The following is a 25,268-nucleotide window of genomic DNA, read 5'->3' as shown; positions in this document are numbered from 1 at the left end:
TCAGAGAATAATCTTAGGAATGGAAAGAGTCAAGTAAAAATCATGGAATTCCTTTGAGAAGTAAGATACTAGAATTTTCGTTGCCTATAATTGGTGAAATTAAGGATACTGCAAAAACTTACAACTTCAACAATTCAATTACAAATTCACCAAATATGCGATCGCCCGGGTTTAATCGGCATAAGCCTGACTTCGCGGTAAAGAACGCGTTGCCGGTAGAACTCATCGGCTCGATGGCGATTGATTTTCTATCCTCTGGAGTATAGACTTGAAAGTAGGGAAGTGGAATTTGGGAATTTACGGATACTCGAACTTGTAAAAGGATTTTTTCTTTTTCATCCGCGATTCCAAAATAAGGCTCACTTGGACTACCTGTAAATAAATGGTCTAATTTCATTTGTCCTAAGAGAGAATTACTTGTAAATAAATAAGAAATTTCGTTTTTAATCAAGTCTTTGTTGGGTAATAAGTCGTCTGTTAATGGAACGTAGTGAGTGAAATTTGTATGAATTGAACATTCTTCTAGATTTGCCTTTAGCCGCAGGTAAGGATGATAGCCATAGGCAAATTCTTGTATGTTGTCTGTCGGATTATAAAACTCGGTTCGAATTGTAAGGGAATTATCTTCCAATACAAAGGATTCGATAAATTGTGGAAACTTAGGATTTACCTCTAACGGCTCTATACGAGCAGATTCTTTTTTTAACTCAATTAATCTTCTTTTTTTATTGAAATACAGTCCATGAATTGGTCGGTCAGTTGAATCTTTTTCGAGAGGGTCAATTGTATATTTACGACCTACAATGCTAATTTTGTTGGACTCAAGTCGATTGACCCAGGGATACATTAGAAAATTGCCCGATTGAAAAAAGGGAAGGCTTGGATCATAGGGGAGGATAACGGGTATTTTCTTGTCAAGGCGGGGGTGTTTTAAAGTAAGTCTTTCTACTTGTCCACCTAAATCTAAATTGAGATCGAGTTCTGAATGAGAGTTTAAAAGTGTTAATTTGTGCATCGTTTTTTACGTAGAATGCGGACGGGCGATTCCAAACCCTTGCGCATAATCTATTCCTAATTTTTCGAGAATATCCATTGTTCCCATGTCTTCTACAAATTCTGCAATTGTTTTAAGACCAACTATATGTGAAATCTTATTGATCGATTCGACAATGGCATAGTCGAGTGGATCATCTTTCATGTCCCTTACAAAACTTCCATCAATTTTTACATAATCAACGGTAAAATTTTTCAAGTAAGAGAAAGAAGACATTCCAGAGCCAAAATCATCGAGAGCGAAATAGGAACCACGACTTCTAACTTCTTTGATAAACTCTATCGCCTTTTTAAAATCCGAAATTGCTACTGTTTCTGTGATTTCAAAGCATATTAATCCCGGCTCAATTCCATACTCTTGCATTTTCTTAAAGGTAAAATTGAAAAAATTATTATCACTCATGCTAGCACCGGAAAGATTAATAAAAAAGCGAGTTTCTTGTTTTCTCTCTTCTTTGTTTGCAAAATGCTTTGCTATATAACGAAATGCATTCTCAACTACCCAACGGTCTAGAGATGGCATGAGATTATAACGCTCTGCCGCACGCATAAATACATCCGGCATGATGAGACTTCCATTGTTTGTTCTAAGTCTGAGTAAAAATTCGTAGAATAAAACGGAAGTATCTTTATTGTAGGGAATGGAGACTATTGGCTGCTTATATAACGTAAATAAATCTTGCTCTAGACTTTCATTTAATCTCGATAACCATTGCATTTCTTGCATTCTAAAGGTCATTTGTCTATCATCTTCAATATAAATATGGGCTCGGTTTCTTCCTGCTTCTTTTGCTGCATAGCAAGCCATATCCGCTCTACTGAGTATTTCATTGATAGTTTCGATTTTAGAGCTAATTCGAATTATCCCGATGCTTCCACCAATTACGAATATTTTGTCCATCCAATTGAAACGAAATTCAGCTAAGTTCCGAAGCAAATTTTCGGCGAACTCACTTGCTTTTTCGATTGTATGGTTTTCAAGGATAATTGTAAACTCATCTCCGCCAATTCTTGCTGCAAATCCATCTTTCTTTAAACTCTGACCGAGGATAACGGAGACTTGCCGTAAAAGGTCATCCCCGGCAGGATGACCACAGGTATCATTGACCACTTTGAATTGGTCGAGGTCGATGTAGAGTAGGCAGTAATGTAGTTCTGGATTTTCTTTTACATCATCTAAAATTTTGATGAGTTTACTTTCAAATTCATATCTATTGGCAAGTCCTGTCAATGGATCATGAAATGCCATATAATAGACAGCTTCTTCTGCCATCTTACGTGCATTGCGAGAATCGGTTTCTCGTAATTCCCTTTCTATAACAGGGATTAGCCGCGTCATATTGTCTTTTCTGATATAATCTTTGGCTCCGGCTTTCATTGCCTCCACGGCGAAATCCTCTGAAATCATACTGGAAAGAATTACAATCGGTATATCAATCTTACTCTCCTGCGCCATCGCAATCAGTTCAAGAGAGGTAAATTCCGATAAAGTATGTTCAGTTAAAATTATATCCCAAGACTTCTTGATCGCAATCGTTTTTATTTGTTCTAAATTGATTAATCGAGTGATTTCAGGTTTGTAACCACTACTTTCTAGCTTCTTGCTAAGAGTAATTTCATCGTGGGAAGATTCATCGATTAACAAGATACGTATGTCTTTCATGGTGGTTTTAACTATTCAATATTTGTAGCACTCTTATCAGTTACAAGTAAAAATATTTTAAAGAAAAAAAGATTGCGACTGTTGCTACGTTAAATCAATGTAAACCTCTAGATATTCCTATTTAAAAAAATTGCGTATTGATTCATTCAATCCATCAAAGCTAGATTTTAATTTTTCTTCTACCTCAGCTGTTTTTTCATTCCATTCAGAAGAAGTTTTAGTGAATTGTCTATCTAGTTTTAGAATTCCATCTTCAATATCATTTAATAGTTTTTTACGTTTAGATTTTTCTGCCTCGTCGAAGTTGCCAAATTCGTATTCTATGATGTCGTCTTTCACGCTACCTTTCGTAAGAAGATGCATTTCTACTTTTACATATTTTTGCAATAAGGAAAGGCGTCCTTCTTTGTCAAGCCTACGAACACTAACGCTTAGAGATGTTGTTTTTAGAAATCGCAGCGGACGAAACTTAGAAGCACGCTCAACTAAATCATGATCTTCGGCAATCACGACAGATTCATCGAAACCTCCGACCCGTTTAAAAAGACGACGATTGATAAATATACAAAATCCGGCAGCACGAGGGTTTAGATTTTGATTCATCTTTACGATTAAGTTGGAAAGTTGAAAAACCGCTTTGTCTATAGTAAGTTCGGATAATGGCAAGAATTCGCAAGTAGCCAAGTCTATAAAACGATCATCCATTTCAGTCATTGCTTTTTCCAAAAAATCATTTGGTAAAAGAACATCAGAGTCAAAGAAAAATAAAAATTCTCCCGTTGCAACCTCTGCTCCTCGATTACGACCGGGACCTGGCATTCCACCGGGAACGACACGCGCTCCATAGCTATTGGCAATCTCTAGGGTATTATCTTTTGAGCCTGCATCTGCAACAATTACTTCATAGTCTTTAAATGTTTGATTCTTTAAAGATTCCAAAAGGATGGGAAGAAATTTTTCTTCGTTTAACGCGGGGATGACTACACTTATTCTTGGCATATCCACAAAATAAAAAAGGTTTTAAAAAGAGCAAGAAGGATTTTTACAATATGCTCGGTTATGATTATTTTAAAAGAGATTTTTAATATAACGAAACAGTAAATTTTGCCACTGAGACACTTAGATACAGAGAGTTAGGCAAAATAACTCTTAATTGGGATTGTGGCTATTTCTTATTAGCCGTAGTTTCTTTTTTGTTGCAAAAGGAAAGGAAAAAAACTAGCAAAAATAGTCGCGAATTTGTATCAAGCCTGTAATCGTATTGCCATAATTAAGAATGTACGCGGGAAAAATTTTTACAGTGGGTTACTTTTAATTTTTTCTTTCCAAAACAAAGTCTTTCCATGAATGGTAATCTAGTTTTAAAAATTTAAACTATATAGAGGAAAAGGTATTTTTCGTGGCGAACAAAACTATTAAAGTAGAAAATAAAGTTGTAAAGGAATTAAAAGAAGGCGCAGAAGATTTAGACATTGTAAAAATTGGCGTTGATGTTCCCGGACTTGTTTCGATGATCAATGAAAACAATATTAGAATGTATGACGATGAAGAATACACAATGATCGATGTGATTAAAAGTGTAATTGAAAGTCGTGCTTCACTCAGTAGTTTTTTTCTTTTAGACATTGGTGCTATTTTTAGAAAATACAAGCTCTGGATGAGACACATGCCAAATGTAAAAATGTTTTATGCGGTGAAGTGTAATTCCGATAAGCTACTACTTGGAACGTTAGTTGACTTGGGTGTCGGGTTTGATGTTGCTTCCAAGGTAGAAATTTCTACTGTGCGGGAATTGGATGTAGATCCTGATAAAATGATTTTCGCAAACCCTGTAAAAGAAATTAACCATATCACATTTGCAGAAGGAGAAGGAATTAAAAAATTAACCTTTGATAATGTGGACGAACTAAAAAAAATCTCCGTATTTCATCCGAATGCTGAATTAGTATTACGAATTTTAGTAGACGACTCAAAGTCAAGAATGCCATTCGGAACAAAGTTTGGTTGTCCTACTTCTAATTTGCCTGAAGTATTTGATTTAGCAAAAACACTTGGACTCAATATAATCGGTGTTAGCTTTCATGTAGGCTCTGAATGTGAAAGCTCTTCTGCTTATACAGATGCAATTGCACTAGCAAGAGAAGTTTTTAATACAGCAAAAACTTACGGGTTTGAAATGAGATTATTAGATATTGGGGGTGGGTTTCCCGGTCATGACTCACCTGAATTGGAAGATAAGTTCATTGAAATTGCAAATGCGATTAATGGACAGTTGGCGTTATCATTCGCGGATATTCCTGATATTGAAGTAATTGCTGAGCCAGGAAGATTCTTTGCAACTAGTTGTGGAACTCTAGTGACTAACGTTATTGGGCGCAAAATCATCATTAATTCAGACTCTGAAAAGATTATACATTATTATATTAACTCAAACCTCTATGGTGTTTTTAATAATATTGTTTTTGATAAAGCAACTCCTCATTTCGAACTTCGTAAGCCAGTAGCAGAGAACGAGCTTCTATACAAATCCGTTATCTTTGGTCAAACCTGTGATAGTATGGATAAAATTGCTGATGGGATCATGCTTCCTGAATTAGTCTGCGGTAATTGGCTAATCATTCGTAACCATGGTGCCTATACAATTGCTGCTGCATCTAAATTCAACGGATTTGAATTGGAAGATGTGAATTATGTATTTACATTCTAGGATCGTTGCTTTTTGGCAAGATCTAAGAAATGTAAAGTAGCTATATCTGAGGGGAAAATATCAATTACCCGTTGAAAGGATTCTATTGCTTCCGTAAATTCATTTGACCAGTAGTGATATAATCCTTTTTCAAAGTCTGTCTTCGTTTGCGAGTGTAATTCGAAAAGGTAATCTGACATGCCGTTGAAGATTTCATACACAGCGATCGTGTTGGATTTGCCTTTTACTTTGACTCGATCTAAAACTCGATAAGTATATTTCTCGGGAGTCTTTATACTCTGAAGGGCAAATTCACTGATTAAAATATAAGCTCCGTAGGTTTTAGTTAGTCCCTCAATTCTAGATGCTAAATTGACTGCATCTGAAATCACTGTGCTTTCCATTCTTTCTTCTTCGCCTATCGTTCCTAAAATCATAGGACCTGTGTGAATTCCAATTCCTACTCGAATGGAATCATATTGGAAGTTCATTCTCTGCTGATTGTAAATTCGAATCTCTTTTTGCATTTCTATAGCAGAGTCTAAAGCGTTTTCAATGCTCCCAGGGAAAAGAGCCATTATCCCGTCACCTATGTATTTATCTATAAACCCCCCATGACTTCTGACAATCGGTCCCATTCTGCTTAAATAGGAATTTAAAAAGTTAAAATTATCTTTTGGACTCAGCTTCTCTGAAAGTTCGGTAAACGAGCGTATGTCGCTAAATAGGATTGACATTTCCCTTTGGACTTGCTCTCCAAGAAATATCTCAGTTATACTTTGCTTGTTTAAGAAATTTAGAAATTCCTTTGGGACAAATCTACTGTATGCCTTATTTACCAATCGTAAATCTTCTGTTAGGATTTCGATAGAGTTAAATGCTTTTGAAAGTCGAATCGAGATACTGAGAGACTGACTGAATATTAAGAATGCTAATCCATAATGCGATAAATAAAAACTGTCAATCCATTGATTTGTATAGAGCAAATCGTTAATAGCCGTAAGTAGCATAAATAAAAATCCAGAAAGAAGTAAACGCGCTCCCTGTATTTTTTTATAAACAAAGTAAATTAAATATCCAAAGCCTAATAATAAAAATAAAAAGTAAAGCAATTGGTAATAAGGAACGAATTGAGTAAATATATACGGTGGAAAGAAAAGTCCTAGAGCCATAATGCTGCTTAGAAAATAATTTAAGGTAGTGAATTTATTTAGATAGTGATTTGAAAATTGTGTGCTGAGAAAATGGTAACCCAGCGGCATACTCATATACCACGTTATGTATTCGAGCCTTATATAAAACCAAAATGGAAGCTGGAAATAGGAGTTAATAATCCTCTCTCCCGTAGAAAGAGAGCGAAGTAATATCGCAAAGCAAAACGCTGAAAATAAAATATTGGAAACATCTGTCTTCCTATAAAAATAGAGAAATAGATGATAAAGAACCATTATAAAAATAATTCCAGCTAAAAAATAATCCATCTCCCTAAAAAAACTGGTTTCCTTACCTATGTCTTCGTGTGTTCCAAGTTGTAAACTGTGCCATGCTCCGCCACTTCGATGATCGTAATTTGAAATCCAATATATGATTTCGACTTCCTCGGTAGGGCTTCCTAAAAAGACTTGAGTGTTTTGGTAATGCGCTCGAGCGGTTTTTTCGTTTTTCCCCACAACTCCTGCACTGAGTATTTTTTCCCCATTCCAAAATACTGCATAAGATGTGGCTTGCTCTCTCGTTCGAAGTGCGATAGGTGGTGAGTTCTTCGCAAATTTTATTTTTAATCGAAATGTTGCATAACCTCTTGCGGGTAACGTCTCGTTTTTATAATTGAACTGGTTCCATACGCTTGGAAATGAAATATAAATCGGATTTGAATTGTCTTGGTTTTTGAAATCCTTTGATTCTAAAAACTCTTTCCAATAAAATTCCCATGCTCCATCTAGTTGTATGATTCCGTTTTTCTGAAAGTCCCAGTTGCGTAAATCTATAACTCCAGCCTCAGCTTTCGGAATTGCAATCGTCTGTGGTTTGCAAAATAATAAAAAGAGACTTAGTATGAGTATTGCGCTACGCATGTAGGACTGTTCTAAATTTTGAATTTCTCTAGTCAAGTGAATCGTTTAAAGTGGTAGGTTGATTGGTTCAGCTTTGACTGTGTATGGCTTCGCCAATTGGTTTTTTGTTTTTTTGAGATACTTTATATTGGAAAGGCTTGTTTCTGTTTTTGTTAGACTCTGACGTGAAGAGAGCGTGTAAAGCTATCGTAGTATGGCTCTAAAGTCCACAGGCTTTTTAGTTCTAGGTCTGGAGTGGTAGGAACTGATGGGAAAGGCAAGAATGTCGATAGGATTTCTGTGAATCCACTAAGGTCAAGTTCTACTAGATAGGTGAATATCCAGCAGCGGGATTTTCCGAATGCGAGAGCCAGTGAACCAAGTTCTATCCAGTCGGAGTTATTGGGACGAAATGTTATTCTTTTGAGGTCCAAATTTTCTTCTTGGTATTCGGTTTTCACTTTAGCGGGAGGCGGGAACATACCGGCGTAGTTAAGGGAGCGATACAGTTTGAGTAGATTTCGGAGGTAAACAGTTGTATTCCCCTTGTATTTTTGAAGGCGTCGTTTCAGGAAGGGGTGGAGAATGGAATTTGGGAGAAGTAGAGTAGAGGGAGTTCTTTTGTAGAGTTTCGAGTCTTCGATTTTGGAATTAGTTTTTTTGAATATTTTCATATTAAGATTAGGTTTGGGATTAATTAGATTGTGCGAGTAAGTTGAAAGAAAAACGGTTGGACTGTGTAAAGGTGGAGATTATTTTAGAACGATGCGTTAGCGATCAACTGGATGATAGCGGATAATTTTTATCATCCGCTATCAGGAAGGCGAGCGCGGCGTGAAATTCGTGGTTGAAGGCGATTGCGCAGAAACGTTTCTGCGCAATCGATAATTCGCGCCTTCAACCACGAATTTCACGCAACGCCCAGATAAAAAAGCTTTACATATGTATGGGTGTTTGTTATACTAAACATATGAAAGGTGTATCTATTTATCGGACGGACAGGTTGGCTCTTGGGAAGGTGATTCGGACATGGGATATGTCGAGTCTTGGGGTGCTTACGGGCAATGCGGAGATATATCGTCTAGCGCATTCCTGGATTGCGCATTTGATTGGGATGGGTTATCGTGTGCATGTGATTGATTGTGCGATTCGGTTTAACGTGTATCGTATGATGGAGGAGGTGAGTTTACTCGGTGGGGATGTGCAGTTGTTTTTGGATACGGGGAGTGTGCAGCGAGCGTTTACGCCATACCAGATACTTGATGTTTGCCTCGGGATATTGAATCGGCGGAAGTCGGCTTCGGACATTTACTTTGTATTAGCTCCTTCGAAGCAATTTTTTGATGGGGATGTCAAGAGGCAGGAGGGATTTTTTCTTTTGGAAAAATTAATATCCGTATTTGAAGCAATGCAAGCTAGCGGAATACCGATAGTAGCCGTAGAACCTAGAAAATACAAGCACAAGACATTTCAGTTTTTATTCCCCAGGCTTGTTGCCTCAGCGAATGCGAATTGGGAATACAACACATTAACCCTTGGACGGGAGACCTTTCAGCGATTTGAGGTCTCTTACAAAAACACGGTAGTAGGACATACACAATACAGATTAGAAATTGCAGGAGGAGAGAATGGGAAGAACGGTAATACCTTATTCGAGAGCGGTGGACGCGACTGGTGACAGGTTAGACGATTTTAGGAGGGCGCTTAGAAGAGATGACAGGGAGATATTTGATGAGCTTATACGATATGCGAAAACCCAGATACAAGCGGGGGTAATGGCGCTAGCCCCAATCCATTTGATTCAATGTCTATGATCATGCATATCCAGCTCGCCAAAAAGCTCAACGCAGCACTCGCTGAAATTGAGAGGTTGAAGAAGGGAGGAGATTTGCCACAGAGTCATGGATTCGACAGGCTCACCACAGGCTCCGACACAGAGTAAAGGGGAAGGGTGACGACTGTCACCTCGAACATGCAAAGGAAAATAGAGCGTATGCGCAGGGTAAAAAATAGTGAGAGGTCTATCTTACAAAAAAAGTATAAGATAAACCTAATACTATGTTTGCAAAATAGATTTCTCACGCTAGAGCTACTTCGCACAAACTGATGTATCCCCCCATTTACTTAGTCGCAAATCCAACACCTTCGTAGGTTCGAAATGACAGAATTATGAATACAATAGAAGGATTTTTATTTGATATATACAATGTAGAGGAAGAGGTGCATGTATGGATTTTGGATAAGGATGGTAAGCCGCATTTATTTCTTGATACATTTTATCCCGAGATATATTTAGATGGACCGAGGGTATTACTCGAGAAGGTCGTCAAGCGGATATTGTTTTACAATGCTTTGAAGGAGAGACCTGTATGGGTAACTAAGAAGCATTTTTATGCGAACAGGGAAGTTCGGGTTTTGAAGGTAGTAATTTCTAAGCCATCTGTCATGCGTAAAATTTTAAATCGACTCTATGCCTTTTACGGGAAAATGGATATATACCACACGGACATTGAAGTTCCGACGGGGTATTCTTATTATAAGAAAGTATTTCCTCTGGCACATGTAAAAATCGAATATGAGAAAAAGGGGAGTGTGAATCGAATTTTGAAAATAGAAACGGGTGATGACATTGATGCCTGTGAGTATGAAATTCCAAAGTTAAAAATCATGGAATTTTCTCTTAAGGAAAATCACAGGATAGCGTTAAATAAGAGTAATCCACTAGTTATTAAAATTGCCGATAGAAAATACGAATTAGGTTTTGATAGACCTAAAGAAAGTTTGTGGGAGTTAAATAAGATAATGGTTAACGAAGATCCCGATGTGATATTGTCTTCGTATGGGGATCAGGTAATTTTTCCGACTCTGTTTTCTTATGCTCAGAGTTTTCGCATTCGTTTGAAATTAGATCGGGATGAAACATCGATTCATACAAGACAGATAATCCGCAAAGGCACAAGCTTTAATACTTATGGAGCTATGATCTATCGTGCGCCTTCGTATCCGCTTTTAGGACGCTGGCATATCGATCGCGCGAATAGCTTTGTGTACAAAGAGGCAGAGCTTAGAGGCATAATGGAATTATCCCGTATTAGCAGGCTACCCATGCAGCGAATGGCGAGGGCATCTACAGGAACAGCGTTAACCGCAATAGAAACAGATGTTGCCTTACAGCAGGGTTATTTAGTTCCCTGGCAGAAATCAAAAGTCGAAGACCCCAAGACATTCTATGAACTTCTTCGAATTGATAAAGGTGGGTTAATATTTCAGCCGGATACATCACTGGGAATCGTATTTGAAAACATGGCACAGCTTGATTTTGCTCAGATGTATCCAACTATCATGGTCTTACACAACTTATCCCCCGAGACAGTTCTATGTCAATGCTGTAAGGAGGAAGAAGTGAGTAAGCGAGTTCCCGGTGCCGGCTATCGGATTTGCAGTAAGAGAAGAGGGGTTGTTTCGCTTGCACTAGAGAAAATACTTTCGAGAAGAAAGTATTATAAGGAGAGAAAAAAAGTCACCACTGGCGAAGAATACGCGTTTGCCGATGCAAAACAAAATAGTTTAAAGTGGATGCTTGTAACTTCATTTGGCTACCTGGGATATCGCAATGCAAAGTTTGGACGAATTGAAAGTCATGAGTCAGTAACCGCTTTTGGTCGGGATATTTTACTCACCGCAAAGGAGAAAGCAGAAGAGGCAAATTACTATTTATCCCATGCTATCACAGATTGTATCTTTATACAGAGGAGAGATTCATCTGAGATAAAGGAGACTGAGCTAGTTGAATTATGCGATACCATAACTCGAGAGACAAATATCACAATGGCGATCGAGGGAATTTATAAATGGCTAGTCTATCCTCCTTCTAAAATAGATCCACTACTACCAGTTTCTAATCGTTACTTCGGAAAATTTTCCAATGGGGAAATTAAAATGCGAGGTCTTGCCGCAAGACGAAAGGATACACCTAATTTTGTAAAAGATATGCAGTTGGAGTTACTCGATATTATGCGTAGGGCAAACACGATTGTAGAGTTGAAGAATTTACACCAAGAAATGCATTATACATTTGGGCTCTGGCAGAAAAAATTAGAATCAGGAAATGTTTTGTGGAAGGATTTACTTTTACGTAAAACAATTGGAAAATCAATCGAAGAATACACAGTCGAGAATGCTAGCTTTCTTTCTTTGCAACAATTAGAAACCCAGAAAATCACAGTCGAGCCCGGCGAAAAAATTCGCTATATAGTTTTAAAAGAAAATCATCCCGATAAATCAAAACGTTATCTCGCAGAAGAAATCGCAAAGCTTAGTCTTGGCTCTTCTATTTGTCCTTATGATATAGACTATTACACCCGCCAGCTCTGGGATGCCTTCCAGGAAATCTGGGAAAACTTTGCACCCGAAGGCTACTTTCGATTAACCCCTGGCAGGCAGATGTTGTTTGAGTTTATTTGATAAATTCTAAATGCACTGTGGTTCCATTCTCGCGCTCAATTTTTCCTTTTCCTTCTATTTGTTTTGTTAGCATTGCTATGAGCTTTAGACCAAAGCCAGTGGAATTTGCAAAGTCAATTCCTTCTGGTATTCCTATTCCATTATCTTGAACTAGTATGACTACCTTGTCTTCCACCATCTGAGCGGATACTCTAATTAGCCCCTCACTTCTTCCCTTGAATGCATATTTCATAATATTTGTAAGAAGTTCATTTAAAATAATCCCTATGTTCGAGAGTCTTTTTGCGTCTAGCACAATGTCACCAATCTCTTTTATTACTCGGATAGGCACAATGTTTGGGAAGTTTTCAATAACTTCATCTACCAAGGGCGAAATGTATTCCTCAATTAAAAGGTCAGTAAATTGCTCTGACTGATACAACTTATCATACAAGAGCATCATGCTCTGTATTCGAATAGCTGCATCTTCGAGAGCGGCGGCTGCTGCATTGTCTTCCTTTAGTGTTTGGGATTGCAATTGCAAGAGCCCATACACACTATACATATTGTTTTTGATTCGGTGATGAATTTCTTTTAGAATGATTTCCTTTTCAGCTAGTAGCTTATGAACATTTTCCTCTGCGACTTTTCTCTCTGTAATATCTTTTACTAGACCTAGATATTGATCTTCGCTAATTTTTGTAGAGCTAAGAATTCCTGTAAACCTAGATCCATCCTTTCTTTGGAAGATAACTTCGGTTGTGAACACACCTTCTTCTAAAAGTGTGGTATATCCCGATTTTGCGTTCTCAACTGTTTCCTCTGGAACCGTTTCGGTAAAATGCATTTGCAGTAACTCATTTCTCGTATAGCCCAAAAGTTGAGCAGCCGCGTGGTTTACTTCTTGATAGAAGCCTTCCTTGTTGGTGACAAATACACCATCTAATGCGGACTCGATATAACTACGAAATTTCTTTTCGCTTTCGAGTAATGTCCTCTCTGATTTTTTTCTTTCTGTGATGTCAATGAAACTTATGATGATTTCTTCTAAATTTCCATTTGTATCGAGAAAGGGAAACCCTGTTATGGATAACCATAATATATCGCGATTGTTTTGTCTAAATACGCCAATGACTTTGTTTTTTATTGAGATCATTTTTGATCGAATTAAATTAACAGGATAATCATCTACAAGTAAAGGACTATTATCCTCATTTATAAATTTCCAATGCGAATCGAATGCAATTTTGCCTTTCAATTGATCTTCGCTCAATCCTAAAATCTCTTCTGCTTTCGAATTTGTTAGAATAATCGAAGTATCAGGCGAATAGACTAGAATCCCTGTATCTAAATTCGAAATCAATTCGCGATATCTTTTTTCATTTTTCATTTTTAGGGAACTGTCAAAAAGATTCAATGCTATTTGAATTGATGTGCCAAGCATCGTGATCGAAGATCCTTTTAGTATATAGCCATAAGAAGCTATATGCTCTGTTTTCTTTATAATATCTGGTTCATTGTAAGCGGAATAAAAAAGTATCGGCACTTCCCGCATAGCTAAAATTTGCCGTGCGAACTCAGGTCCATTTGAATCAAAACCAAGCTCAACATCCATCAATATTAAATCTACTTCGTTACTCTGGAACATATGAATTGCTTGAGCACCAGTAAAAGCGGTTACTGTAGAATAACCGAAACTTCTGACAATTTGTTCAGTGGCAGTACAGGTGAAAGGATCATCATCTACTATTAAGATTGTCCTTTGTTTTTTATAATTCATAAATTCCTTCCAAATAATTATTAAATTTGAGTGCTAATGGAAGTAAAGTAAACTATTCTATGTAAGCTTAGAAATTTTTTTTTGGAATTGTAGATAAAACCTCTTCTACTAGAGGAAATTCTATTATTCATTTTAATTCTCGTATAATGCGGGCAAATGAAATTACTTTCTTTCTTATGCCAGCTACTATTAAGCATCAGAAATTCTTTCTTTGTAATTATATTGCAAACGCATTTAGAATTCTTTTTATATTTCACTTAGTGAGTAATAGTGCTTAACCTCTTTGTATTAAAAATATAATTACCAACCTTTTAAACAAAAGAAGAAGTCCTTTTTTGCAATTTCAAAACATAAATAAGAAATTAATTTAATTAACGGAAGTCGAATGCTTGCTTTTTGAAATAATTTTTTTCTTAACTCAATTCTTTAATTGGTAAAAAATGCTTGAGTGAATCAAGAAATCTAGTAGTGTAACCTCCCTGAGGTACTAATGAAAAATTTAAAATTAATTTATTTTAAAAAAAGAGAGAAAAATGAATTCAACCTAGTAAAAATTCTAGGTAATGGAATTGTTCTATTTCTGAGTCTAATTCCTATTTGCTTACAAGCACAATCAGTAAAGATTAAGAAGCCTTTCCTTGTTAAAAATGAGACTGCTGCCTCTGGCTCTTTTACTTTGACAGTTACAGGTCCAAAAATTTGGAAAGAATACAATGGTTACAAAGATACTACAGAAGAAATTACACCTGAAATTTTTGCTCAAGTCAAATACGATGAAAAATATAGAGCGGAAGGAATTGAATTGCAACGTTATACAATCACCGGTCTATCTTCAGTCGAGTATCCAGCATTCCATTTAATTGCTCGCTTTGCAGGAGAAGTCCAACCGAATTTTAATAACTATGAAGAGTTCTTAAAGATTTTATTCAAACCCTCTAAGCCTGTCGATCATTCTTTGTATTTTATCATTGATAATAAATTCCATTTAGTCCGAGGTTTTAAGGCAAAAGATTTAATTGGTGGCAAATTTAGTTTAGATCAATCCTTGCGGCTAACAAAAGATGGCGGTGCTGGAGTTGTTCTTGATAAGGGTCTATTCGCTGTTATTCCTGATTCTGAAATAGCAAATATCGAAAGAGCCTCTTCGCCTGAAAATTTAGTTACCTATACCATTTCTGTTCCCGGAGAGCCATTTGATAGTTGGCTAGAAGAGCAAAATATTTCTCCTGATTCTCATGCAGAAATGACTGGAACACCACCTCATATTGTTTGTCATTCAGATGGAGGTAAATTAACAGTAGCCTGGATGGAATCTAAAGGAAATAAAGTTCATTTTCAGGAATTCGCCGAAAACTATGAACCCGAGAATGAAATAGTGTATAATACGAATTTTCCGCTTTTCGGAGGATTTACAAAGGATGATAAAGGCAACTACTTTTTAGTCGTTGCAAAGCCGAATCGAGACGGAGACTTTTCGTCGAATATAAAATTAGTAAAGTTAGACTCAAAAGGTAAGGAGCTAAAATCATTTAGCCCCAAGATAGACCGTGAAAATTTCGATGTAATGAAACCAATAGAAGCAGGGACTTCCCGCGTAGTTTTTGGAAATGGGAAAGTCGCTGTTCATTTGGGAAAAACACAGCATAAGAACAAAGCAGACGGACTCAATCATCAGAGTGGAATTTTATTCATTGTCAATTCTGATACAATGGATTTTTTAAAGGAGGAAAGTCAGACATGGACAGCCTCACATTCCTTTGATCAGAGGCTGATTTTTGACGGAACCGATTTTGTGAACCTAGATTTGGCAGATGCATTTCCCCGCGGGATTTCGATTGCAAAGAAAAAACGCTCAAAGCTAATTTTTACCTATAAAGCGGGAAAGATGTATCAAAAGACATTTACGGAGCTTGGAAATTTAGTTTCTCTTCCAGATGGATATTTAGTTTTGGGAGCAGGGGAAAGAGATTTTAATCCTGCTAACGCCGAAGTCTATTTGAATGACTCTCGAAATTTGTTTCTCCTGAAAGTCGCAAAAAATTTTCCAGACATAAAAGTAGATTCGCAGATGCCATATATGATCAGTAAGGATGTTGTCATATCAAACGGAGAGGATTCTTCTGAAATTTCTTTTGTTGATTATTCTGGAAAAAAATTTCCGCAAAAAAGAGTTGGCGTTATTTGGCTTACTGATTTGAAAAACAAAAACAAAGAAAATATTCTGCGTCCAAAGCTCATTCAACTTGCCGAAGACAAATTTCTTGCGTTATACGAAAAGTGGTCGGCTAATATGTATTTAACGACCGAGTATTTGATTTTTAATTCGTCTGGAAAAATAATTCATAGCCCCGTTGACCTGGGAAGTGCTAGGCTCAATCGAAAAGATGACCCTGTTCTTGTAAATGGAAACGTGATCTGGGTTGCAGGCAAAAAAGCTAAGAATGAGCTAAAGATTTTTGTTCTAAAACCTTAAGGCTTTAAAAAGGATTGCCAAGAACGTTACAATTTTGCAATGTGTCTTCGTGCTTGGCTCAAGTCCTACAAAATTACCATTAGGTATTAATATCAATACTCGAGAGCCCTTCAATGTGTTTATAGTTGAAGATAGTGTTCTATTTCGCACTGCCTTAAAACGCACTCTCGCTAAACTTAGCTTTAATGTTTCAGGCGAAGCGGGCGATGGGCTTCATGCTCTCAATCAACTCAAAGAAATGCACGTTAAGCCAGACATTATTTGCGTAGATCAAGAAATGCCAATCATGAACGGCATGGAAACCATCAAAGAAATCAAAAAACAGTATCCAAAGATGCGTGTCATGCTCATCACAAGTCATAATGAGGGAGCATTTGTAAAGCAAGTCTTACAAGTTGGAGTGCACGGGTATATCGTAAAACCTTTTGAGACAGATACGGTTATTCGAAAGTTTGCGCTCGTCTTAGGCAGAAGAGACATCCTTAGCTCTTTTGATGATAAGATTGAAAAATTAGACTTGAGTAAAATTCGCCTGCCGAATCTTCCACTGGTATTTGCGAATGTTGTTAACTTCGACGTAGATGATCCCAATAATGGCATCGTTGAACTTGAGAGAATTTTAAGTCCTGATATTGCAATTACAAGCACAATTATTCGCACTGCCAATTCAGCCTATTATGGTCGATCGGGATCGATTCGCAGCCTAAAAGATGCGATTACTCTGATTGGCATCAAAGTTGTGAAGCGAATGGTGATCAATGAATTCGATAAAACTCTTGCCAATCCACTCAAAGATCCTATCTATATAAAGTATCTACGCGACTTACCGGTATTAACCTCCCTGATTTCTTATGATCTTCTAACTCCTCTAAAACTAAAAGCACTGGCGGCGGATATATTCGTTGTGTCACTCCTTCGTAAAATTGGAATGAATATTCTTGCACTCAATTTTGTCGAAAGATATTTAAAAGTTCTCAGGCTCTATGAGTTCGGAGTAAAGTCTCTCTATGAATTAGAAAGAGATGAACTTGGAATTGACTCAATTGAAATTGGAAGAAGAGCCTTCGAAATTTGGAAGATGCCTGATTATTTCGTTAAAGTAATTGCTCATCAGGGTTTTAATCTAGAAGAAATGGGAATTGTTTCTGACATAGACAGAGTTTCTAGACTCGCCGAAATCCTCGCCAAAAAAATGCGTAAAGTGGCAGTCACCGAAAAAGAAAATGCGTTAGTTCCTGCCATTCTACAATTCTATAAATCACCCGAAGGCACACTCGAACTCTTCGGCGAAGACTATCTTCATATGATTGAAGACCATCCATTCATGCGAATCGCGAACGGGTAAAAGTAATTGCCACAGAGTCACTGAGACACAGAGGAAGGGATAATGGATATGTTCCTATTGTATTATGATTATTCGATAGATAGAATTTTTATTCACCCCTTAATTGGATTCGTCTTAATTTTTTTGTGCTCTATTGGCTCTTGGGTTGCTTATTCTATATTTGAAATCATCCTTATTCTTATTGATTATTTGATTTGGGAAAAAGGATTTAGAGCAAAGGTTGAAGATGAAATAATCTGAGTGGTTTCATAAGGATTTTAGAAAAATACTAAACCAAAGCAATTTATTCACGTAAATCAAATTCGGGAGGATCATAATGACTTTACAATTAGATATGTTGCCTGGTCGGTTGATAAATCTGTAAAAGATGAGCCTGATTTAATTTTAAATAACGGGAAATGGATTCCTGAAGGGAGTGGTGAAAATCATCATTATGATTTTGTAAATGGTATTTTTTCATATAAATGTTTTTGCTGGGGCGGGGTAGGTTATCTGGAAGTATTTAGGAATGATGAGCTTATTCGAAATGAGAAAGTAGTTGAAGTCATTGACCCTGGCTCTATTAAAGAGTAAATTGATGTATTTGGTAATAGTTTGCCATTACCCTCAGAGAAATAAAACGAATTCCTATCAAATCTATAAATTGAATTTTAATTTAAAGTTTTAAAACTAAGCCAATACCAACAGTTTTAAAAAACTTCTTGAATAAGAATTAGGCGATGTAAAACTGCATTTATGGAAGCCATTCGTAAAATTACTAAAATAAAAAATAATAGTCTGCAACTTGTTGATTTAGAAAGCTTTAACAATCAGACTGTTGAAGTAATTATTTTTCCTGTTAAGTTTAAAAGAAGTCCCTTTTACAGCAAAGTCTACTGAAAAAAGAAGATTACAAAAAACTCTAAGCCTAGTTTATCCAAGTTAAAAGGTATATGGAAAAATCGAAATATTGACATCAAAACTCTACGTGCAGAAGCTTGGCCTGAAAGAAAATGATACTTTGCGATACAGATATTCCTGATCGAATATTTAAAGGATAATTCTGAAATTTGTTCTAAATTAGAACACTTGGGCGATGAAAACCTTTCTATTAGTATAATTACCTATGCTGAATTAATTCGAGGCGCATTCAATAAAACAGAACAAGCCAAAATTAAGAAACAAATTAAGTCTATAACAGTCATTAGCCTCTCTGATGGTATTTCAAATCAATTCCAAAGAATACTTGATTTGTATGCACTAAGTCATAAAATTTCGATTCCGGATGCTCTGATTGCCGCTACTGCAATTGCTTCAGACTTACACCTTTTTACTCGAAATGTGAAAGATTTCCGTTTTATTAAAGGCATAAGTATGTATGTTCCAAATTGAACTGAAATCACGAAATGGTTTACATTTTACTGCCAAATTTTTAGTTTGAACTAGCATGATAGGGAGCTGTAAACCTTGGAAGAAATAGAATCACATGAACCTGAAAAAGAAAGAGAAGTCCGCGCGAAGGACAAAAAGCGTCTCGCAATTTGTAGTAGTTCCCTTGGAAGAGAGGGGCGGGCGCTCATTCGAGGTCAGGTCGTTGACGTTGGGATTAGTGATTTTATGGAGGCGGATGATCTCTGGAATTTAATGACTGGACTTTTTCAAGGGCAGGAAAATGAAATTACCCCCTTTCTTGATTTTAGTCTAGCACCTGTTCGTAAGCCAATTCTTTCGATCGAAATCCTTTCCGATAAAGGAAAAAAAGTTTTTGAGTCTACTGACTTTGTTGGTTCAGAAGATGGATTTTTTTCGTATGAACTTACTCACAGAGTAAAAGCAGGAAACTACACATTTAACGTTATCTTTAAGGGAAGTGACTCTTACAGACAATACACAAAAGACATTGCCTATCTCAATCTAAAAGAGCACAGCAAAATTACAAAAGTAACTACAGTGGGTATGGGCAAACTGCGAATACTCTCTGAAAAGTATAATTCCTTTATAACGACCTCCGATATTGATCAGACTTATCTTGCTACAGAGCTAGGCTCTAAGAAAGGAATGCTTTCTACAATCTTTGAAACGCCAAACCAAAAATTTCCGCTTCCGGGAATGCCAATTTTTTACAATAAACTCCGTGAGAATACGGACGGTTCGCCGCTCGCATTTATATCGGCTAGTCCGCATTATTTCCGCCGTGCTCTTCATGCTACGATTCGAAATCATGGAATCGAAATGGAATCTCTCCATTTAAAATATCTAGACGGAACAATTAAAGGTGTATTGGATAAAGTAGTCAATTCTGTTTTTAATTTGAATGATCTCTTAAAAGAAGGCGTCGGACCTGCAGTGGATCGTGTAAAGAAATTCTTTGGCTCTACCGTTCAAAGTCTTTTCGATCAGTTGACCTATAAGCTAACAATTCTTTTGCAAGATAGACTTTATCAACCAACAAAAGCAAAAGAAATTCTACTAGGCGACAATACGGAGAGCGACTACTTGATATTTACCCTTTATCAATTGATTTTACTCGGAGAAATTTCTGGAAAGGAATTGGAAGATTATCTTTATCATTTGAACTTTCTAGGTCGCGATGCGGTTACTCGTGATAATGCGGTAAGGATTCGAAAACTCGGGGAAGAATGTCATGCAATTCACGGGAAAGTAAACTCAGTGTATGCTGTTCTGATTAATATGACAAGTATAGGTCCTATGGCAGTGGACATGGAAGAAAATGTCAGAAAAGCAATGCCTTCTAGACTTTATTTGGATAAGATTAAGACTTTTAAAAAATACATTCCTACAGAAGGCGCACTTGGATTTGCCACGAACTTAGTTGGTCTAGGTGTAATGGAATTTCAATCGATTATAGATGTAACGATGGACATGACAGGAAAATGGCTGAACGGAAAAGTGGTCGATGATAAATACTTAATCTCTCTCTCGCGCCATCTCAGTGTTATCCCCAAAGCCGAAGAGCACAAACAAATGCTCCACGAAATCATAACCCAAGCCCTTTCGGAATAGCTGATTACCACCGATGAACACCGAAAACACCGATAAAAGAAACGATAAGTAAGGGGACGGATAAAAGGTATTTACCACGAAGAGCACGAAGGAAAAAATTTCATCTCTTCGTGACCTTCGCGCTCTTCGTGGTAAAAAACAAATAGAATGAAACCAAAATCGAAAAATAAATCCTTTCTGACGCTTCGTCTATCGGTGTTCATCGGTGTTCTCGGTGGTATTCTTTTAAATCTTTCTGCACAAGAAGCGGCTAAGATTGTTCGTCCGCACTCCGTTGATAAGATAGATTTGTTCGGTAGAAATTATAAACAAAAATGGAATGGGGAAATTCTATTTGCCTTAGACGATTCTTATAGGGAAGCACTGCCGGATGCATCTCAGCTAGATGTCCATATTGCAGAGGCGAAAGAGTTAGTAGACAAGCGCAAATATTTTCCAGCCATTCGACTACTAAAAGGAATTACTCTCTGTCAAAGACTTGTAGACAAAGACAAAAAGACTCCTAAGTTTGAAGTCCAAAATACATTAAACCGACTCCTATCAGAAAACCAGGATAGAAAAGACGAATTAGAAATTCTAACAGAGCCTTATGGCTGTTATGCGCAAAACAAGAAGAAAGAGAAAAAACTTTTTATTGAAAGCAAAGACTTTTCCTATCGCTATGAAATCGATGAAAGATTTAGATATGTATTCCCAACAGAGCTTTATCGATTTGCCAGAAAGGAAAGAGAATACAATTGGAAAGTTTCCTATTTTAGAATCTTTTTGCCAGAAGCTACCGTTGAACAAACCTTTGAATCCGAATACTTTCGTTATGATAAAGAGATATTTTATGAGCCGCCCGCGCGTATCATGTTTAGCATCGGGCAAACCTTTCACAAGCATACTCTAGCAGATAATTCCCATTATCCGGATATTTGGGATGGAAGAAGAGGGCTATCTTCTGCTGTTAAACGAGCAAGCGGATTTTTGCGAAAGGAAATTTCTTCTGGAATCTATGAAACTAATTTTAATCTGAGTGATGAGACGCAAACTCGCAATTATGCGGGCTTTGAAACTTACAGGTTTAGCAAAAGCAAAGGACTCGGAGTCTTTCTTACTTGCCCAACGGAAGTAAAAGAAGAATGTGCTCGTATCTGGAAAGAAATCAAGTAGAAACTTTCTGTAATATTTTTTCAAAGGCTTGTAGTTCACTAATAGTAAGTTTATTAAATTTCTTTTCTAAGTATTTATGAACTATCGCATCTAACTTATTATAGACTTTTTTGCCTCTGGCAGTAAGCTTAATAACAATAATGCGCCTATCTTCTCTGGATTGGGTTCGCTCAATGTAACCTCTTTCTACCATTTTGTCGGCTAGTGAAGTCAAGTAGGGCATTGAAACACATAGCTCCTTTGCGATTTCTGAAATTTTCTTATGCCCATAGATGGCAATACTTTTAAGTAGTAAGAATTCTCCATTTGTAAATTCTTCTAATTCTAGAATTGCATTAAATTCATTCTTTAAAGTTCTATAAAACTCCCGGATTGCCTTTGCAATTTGATTTAATTGTTTTGTTCTATTCAAAATTAGTTAACCTTATAAAATATTAATCAAGTTAATATAGTTAAAAATTAGTCAAATAGATTAACTTTAAAATAAACTATTGACGTTTTACACTGTAAGTAAATTCTGAACGTAGCATGAGTAATTATAGATATTTGAATCACATTTACTTGAAACTTAGGAATTAATATATGAAATCAATTGGCAAATTTATCGCCGAAAAAACTCTCATCATTCAATTTATATTGCTTCTATTTGTATTAGTCGGTTTAGGGCGACTACTCGGTATGCATAGAGAAGCATTTCCAAACGTAGCACTAAACAAAATAGTGATCGAAGCTCCTTTGCCCGGCGCAACCCCGGAAGAAATTGAGCGGCTAATCGCAATTCCTATCGAGAAGAAATTAAAGTCCGTTACTGGCATTGATAAGATTCGAAGTTATAACTTAGAAAATGTTAGCGTCATCATGATATTTTTAGTAGAAGGAAATAAAAATACAAAAAAAGTTTTAGATGATATAAAAGACGCAGTAGATTCAGCAAGACTACCGGATAACGCTCCTAAGCCGAAGGTGCGAGAAATTACCACAGAGAAACAGGAGGTAATCAGCATTGCCCTCTCCCTCAAAGAAACCTCTTCTGACCCGATCGCAGATTATAGAAAATTACGAGATGCAGCGAAAGCTTATGAAGACAAATTCTTTCAAAACAAAGACATTGCAGAGATAGAAAAAATTGGTTATAGAAATAGAGAATTTTTAGTTGAGGTAAATCCTTATGCACTAAACGCAAAAGAAATCGGACTCAATACTCTTCTAAATGCCTTAGGCTCTAGAAATATCAACATACCTTCCGGACGATTGAAAGTAAATGGAACGGAATACTTACTTAGGACAAAGGGTGATTTTGAAGAAGCAAAAGAAATGCTTACAATTCCTATCCTTGGAAATGAAATTGGGTTTTCTACTCTGCTAAAAGATGTGGCAAAAGTATTTGATACATTCGAAGAAGAGAATACGTTTGAAAAATTAAACGGCAAACACAGTATTATTCTCAGAATATGGAAGAACGACCAGGCAGATGTTATCACAACAGCGGATGCAGTAAAGAAATTAGCATCCTCTATTCAAGGGAATTTTCCTGAAATAGAGACAACGATTTATGAGGATAAGAGCAATGATGTGCGTAGACAGTTAGGAGATTTAGTATTAAACTTTGAAACTGGTTTGGTCTTAGTTCTTCTTTCATTAGTCTTTATATTGGGCTTTAGGCTCAGTGTAATGATTAGCGTGGCTATTCTATTTATTTTCTTAATTTCCTTTATTTTTATGAAGCAATTTGGTTTTACCATTAATACCATTACCATTTTTGGAATGGTGATGGTGCTAGGAATGATGGTGGATAACTCCATAGTAGTCGCTGAAAATACCTACCGCCTCATGCAAGAAGGATACGAGAGAAAAGAAGCAGTCCTGCAAACTTTTAAAGACGTGCTTGTTCCTCTTTTAGTTTCCTTTCTTGTGATTTCGGCTGCCTTTTTTCCTTTACTGTTCATGAGCGGAATCATCGGGAAATTTATTTTGGGAATTCCCGCTGTGGTTTTGATTACACTTGCGAGTTCTCTTCTGTTCGCACTTGTATTTCTTCCGAATTGGTTGAATCAATTCCTACCGAATAAATTAGAAACTAAGATAAAAGATGAGTCAATAGAAGAAAAGGAAGGAATTTTCGGACTTGTAATCAGAGCTTATAAAGCCACGATTCGATTGGCTTTAACGCATAGAATCTTAGTCTTGGGGCTATTTACTGTTATCTTCTTTTTTACTTTATTTCTTGCCGGGAAATTTCTACCGTTTGTGATGTTTCCTTCTGGAAGTGAAGAAGACATCGAAATCAAAGTCTGGATGCCAATTGGTTCCACCCTTCAAAAGAATCTAGAAACCATGGAAAAGATAGAGCCTGTTGTTATTTCTATGGCAGGAAAAGATTTTAAATACATTCGAAGCAGAATAGGAATTCATGAAAGTCCTATCGTAGATCCAAAACCCGGACAGGAAGTGCATCGCTCTCATTTGAATTTAAAATTAGTAACAGCAGCAGATAGAAAGGAATGGAAAGACGCTCGGGCTCTAGTTCAAAAAATTAGAAGTTATATGGAAGAGTCGAAGCAAACAGGCATTATCCCTAAAGAAATGATTTATGATGTGAATGCAAAAGTAAAGGGTCCACCGGTTGGAAAACCAGTCAGCTTAGAAATCAGAGGAGCAGATTTTAAAGTCATTCAAGAAATTGCTAACCTTTACATTGAGGAATTAAAGAAAATAGATGGAGTTTCAGACATTCGCACTGATTTAGAATTAGGAAAAGAAGAATATCGATTTCATGTAAGAGATGATGTAGCAAGTAAAACTGAAATTAGTGCCAGAGACATTGCTCGTGCAGTGCGAACAGCGTTTAACGGAGAAGTTGCCTCTACGATTAGCAAAGGAGAGGATAAGATTAATATACTTGTGCGTTTTCCTGAATCAGAGCGGCAATCCATGAAAAGCCTCAGTCTAGTAAAAGTAGAAAACAGAAATAGAAGATTAATTCCTTTAGAGCAAGTTACCTATTCTGCCAAGGAAAGAAACAACTCTATGATTAACCGACAGGATTTACAAAGAGCGGTTCGCCTCGAAGCATCTGTCGATACAAAAAAGACTACTTCCTTATTTGTGAATCGAAAACTACAAACTACGATTCATTTGGATAAATATGTAGATTATTCTGTTATCTTTGGAGGAGAGCAAGAAGACGCAGGAAAATCATTTAAAGACTTGGGCATATCGATGTTATTCGCTGTTGCTGTCATCTTTGGAATCTTCATCATTTATTTTAATTCTATTGGAACAACGACTGTGATTATAGGCTCGATTCCTTTTGGAATTGTGGGAGTATTGTTTGCACTCATGACTCATGGAATGCCACTCAGCTTTATGAGCACACTTGCAATTGTAGCACTCAGCGGAAGCATTGTGGCTAATACGCTTATACTCATAACTTTTATAGAAGAGCTAAGAGCCAAGGGAATGTCGATTGAAGATGCAATTGTAAATGGAGGCGCGATTCGATTACGACCCATTTTCTTGACAACGATTAGCACAGTGATTGGACTTGTGCCGAGTGCCTATGGTGTGCCTACCTTAGATCCATTTGTTCAGCCTCTTTCGCTTGCATTTGGTT

At 36.8% G+C, this 25,268-nt stretch carries 18 protein-coding genes and 1 pseudogene; 12 read left to right on the top strand and 7 right to left on the bottom strand.

All coding sequences use genetic code 11. The features are described from left to right. Positions 1–118 precede the first annotated feature (118 nt). From IPH52_11985 to IPH52_11975, 3 genes are all read right to left on the bottom strand, one after another. Positions 119–1,015 carry an aldose 1-epimerase gene (locus IPH52_11985; GenBank protein ID MBK7055747.1) on the bottom strand — a complete coding sequence of 299 codons (897 nt, stop codon included), beginning with the start codon at positions 1,013–1,015 and terminating at the stop codon, positions 119–121. Between the two features lie 6 nt (positions 1,016–1,021). Then, positions 1,022–2,716 carry an EAL domain-containing protein gene (locus IPH52_11980; protein MBK7055746.1) on the bottom strand — a complete coding sequence of 565 codons (1,695 nt, stop codon included), beginning with the start codon at positions 2,714–2,716 and terminating at the stop codon, positions 1,022–1,024. Between the two features lie 117 nt (positions 2,717–2,833). After that, positions 2,834–3,715, bottom strand: coding sequence for a glycosyltransferase (locus IPH52_11975; protein ID MBK7055745.1), 882 nt, complete (start codon positions 3,713–3,715; stop codon positions 2,834–2,836). A gap of 400 nt (positions 3,716–4,115) precedes the next feature. On the opposite strand from IPH52_11975, the gene IPH52_11970 reads away from it, so the two are divergent. Beyond that, positions 4,116–5,423 carry a type III PLP-dependent enzyme gene (locus IPH52_11970; protein ID MBK7055744.1) on the top strand — a complete coding sequence of 436 codons (1,308 nt, stop codon included), beginning with the start codon at positions 4,116–4,118 and terminating at the stop codon, positions 5,421–5,423. Here IPH52_11970 and IPH52_11965 read toward each other — a convergent pair. Continuing rightward, the gene (locus tag IPH52_11965) at positions 5,420–7,477 is read right to left on the bottom strand and encodes an adenylate/guanylate cyclase domain-containing protein (protein MBK7055743.1); all 2,058 of its coding nucleotides are present in this window, start codon (positions 7,475–7,477) and stop codon (positions 5,420–5,422) included. The two genes, IPH52_11970 and IPH52_11965, sit on opposite strands and share 4 nt — an antisense overlap. A 152-nt stretch (positions 7,478–7,629) precedes the next feature. Beyond that, on the bottom strand, positions 7,630–8,130 hold the full coding sequence (locus IPH52_11960) for a DUF1564 family protein (GenBank protein ID MBK7055742.1): 501 nt from the start codon (positions 8,128–8,130) through the stop codon (positions 7,630–7,632). Between the two features lie 296 nt (positions 8,131–8,426). On the opposite strand from IPH52_11960, the gene IPH52_11955 reads away from it, so the two are divergent. The 3 genes and pseudogenes from IPH52_11955 to IPH52_11945 all read left to right on the top strand — a co-directional run bounded on the left by IPH52_11955 (position 8,427) and on the right by IPH52_11945 (position 11,920). Beyond that, positions 8,427–9,134 (top strand): hypothetical protein, encoded by a 708-nt coding sequence (locus IPH52_11955; GenBank protein ID MBK7055741.1) that lies wholly within the window; start codon positions 8,427–8,429, stop codon positions 9,132–9,134. Next, positions 9,085–9,398 (top strand): annotated as a pseudogene (locus IPH52_11950) (hypothetical protein). The gene IPH52_11955 and the pseudogene IPH52_11950 overlap by 50 nt, the downstream one beginning before the upstream one ends. Before the next feature lie 227 nt (positions 9,399–9,625). Further along, entirely contained in the window at positions 9,626–11,920 is a 2,295-nt protein-coding gene (locus IPH52_11945; GenBank protein ID MBK7055740.1) for a DNA polymerase, read from the top strand. Here IPH52_11945 and IPH52_11940 read toward each other — a convergent pair. Continuing rightward, positions 11,913–13,679: a PAS domain S-box protein gene (locus IPH52_11940; protein MBK7055739.1), complete on the bottom strand. Its 1,767-nt coding sequence runs from the start codon at positions 13,677–13,679 to the stop codon at positions 11,913–11,915. The two genes, IPH52_11945 and IPH52_11940, sit on opposite strands and share 8 nt — an antisense overlap. Positions 13,680–14,169: 490 nt before the next feature. Between IPH52_11940 and IPH52_11935 the strand changes: the two genes are divergently transcribed. The 7 genes from IPH52_11935 (at position 14,170) to IPH52_11905 (ending at position 21,655) form a co-directional block, all read left to right on the top strand. Continuing rightward, entirely contained in the window at positions 14,170–16,152 is a 1,983-nt protein-coding gene (locus IPH52_11935; protein ID MBK7055738.1) for a hypothetical protein, read from the top strand. Positions 16,153–16,201: 49 nt separating this feature from the next. Beyond that, positions 16,202–17,497: an HDOD domain-containing protein gene (locus IPH52_11930; protein MBK7055737.1), complete on the top strand. Its 1,296-nt coding sequence runs from the start codon at positions 16,202–16,204 to the stop codon at positions 17,495–17,497. A gap of 42 nt (positions 17,498–17,539) precedes the next feature. After that, positions 17,540–17,737 (top strand): hypothetical protein, encoded by a 198-nt coding sequence (locus IPH52_11925; protein MBK7055736.1) that lies wholly within the window; start codon positions 17,540–17,542, stop codon positions 17,735–17,737. Between the two features lie 495 nt (positions 17,738–18,232). Further along, positions 18,233–18,376, top strand: coding sequence for a hypothetical protein (locus tag IPH52_11920; protein ID MBK7055735.1), 144 nt, complete (start codon positions 18,233–18,235; stop codon positions 18,374–18,376). Positions 18,377–18,565: 189 nt separating this feature from the next. Beyond that, complete coding sequence (locus IPH52_11915) at positions 18,566–18,868, top strand: type II toxin-antitoxin system VapC family toxin (protein MBK7055734.1); 303 nt, start codon at positions 18,566–18,568, stop codon at positions 18,866–18,868. 84 nt (positions 18,869–18,952) lie between these two features. Beyond that, on the top strand, positions 18,953–20,500 hold the full coding sequence (locus tag IPH52_11910; GenBank protein MBK7055733.1) for a hypothetical protein: 1,548 nt from the start codon (positions 18,953–18,955) through the stop codon (positions 20,498–20,500). 147 nt (positions 20,501–20,647) lie between these two features. Further along, positions 20,648–21,655, top strand: coding sequence for a hypothetical protein (locus IPH52_11905; GenBank protein MBK7055732.1), 1,008 nt, complete (start codon positions 20,648–20,650; stop codon positions 21,653–21,655). Here IPH52_11905 and IPH52_11900 read toward each other — a convergent pair. Continuing rightward, entirely contained in the window at positions 21,648–22,067 is a 420-nt protein-coding gene (locus IPH52_11900; GenBank protein MBK7055731.1) for a MarR family transcriptional regulator, read from the bottom strand. The genes IPH52_11905 and IPH52_11900 overlap by 8 nt on opposite strands. 170 nt (positions 22,068–22,237) lie before the next feature. On the opposite strand from IPH52_11900, the gene IPH52_11895 reads away from it, so the two are divergent. Further along, positions 22,238–25,268: efflux RND transporter permease subunit (locus IPH52_11895; protein MBK7055730.1), on the top strand; the 3,031-nt coding region annotated here is incomplete at its 3' end.

Source organism: Leptospiraceae bacterium (assembly GCA_016708435.1).
GTDB lineage: Bacteria > Spirochaetota > Leptospiria > Leptospirales > Leptospiraceae > UBA2033.
Note: the sequence above shows the minus strand (reverse complement) of the source record. Positions and strands in the feature narration are given on the sequence as shown.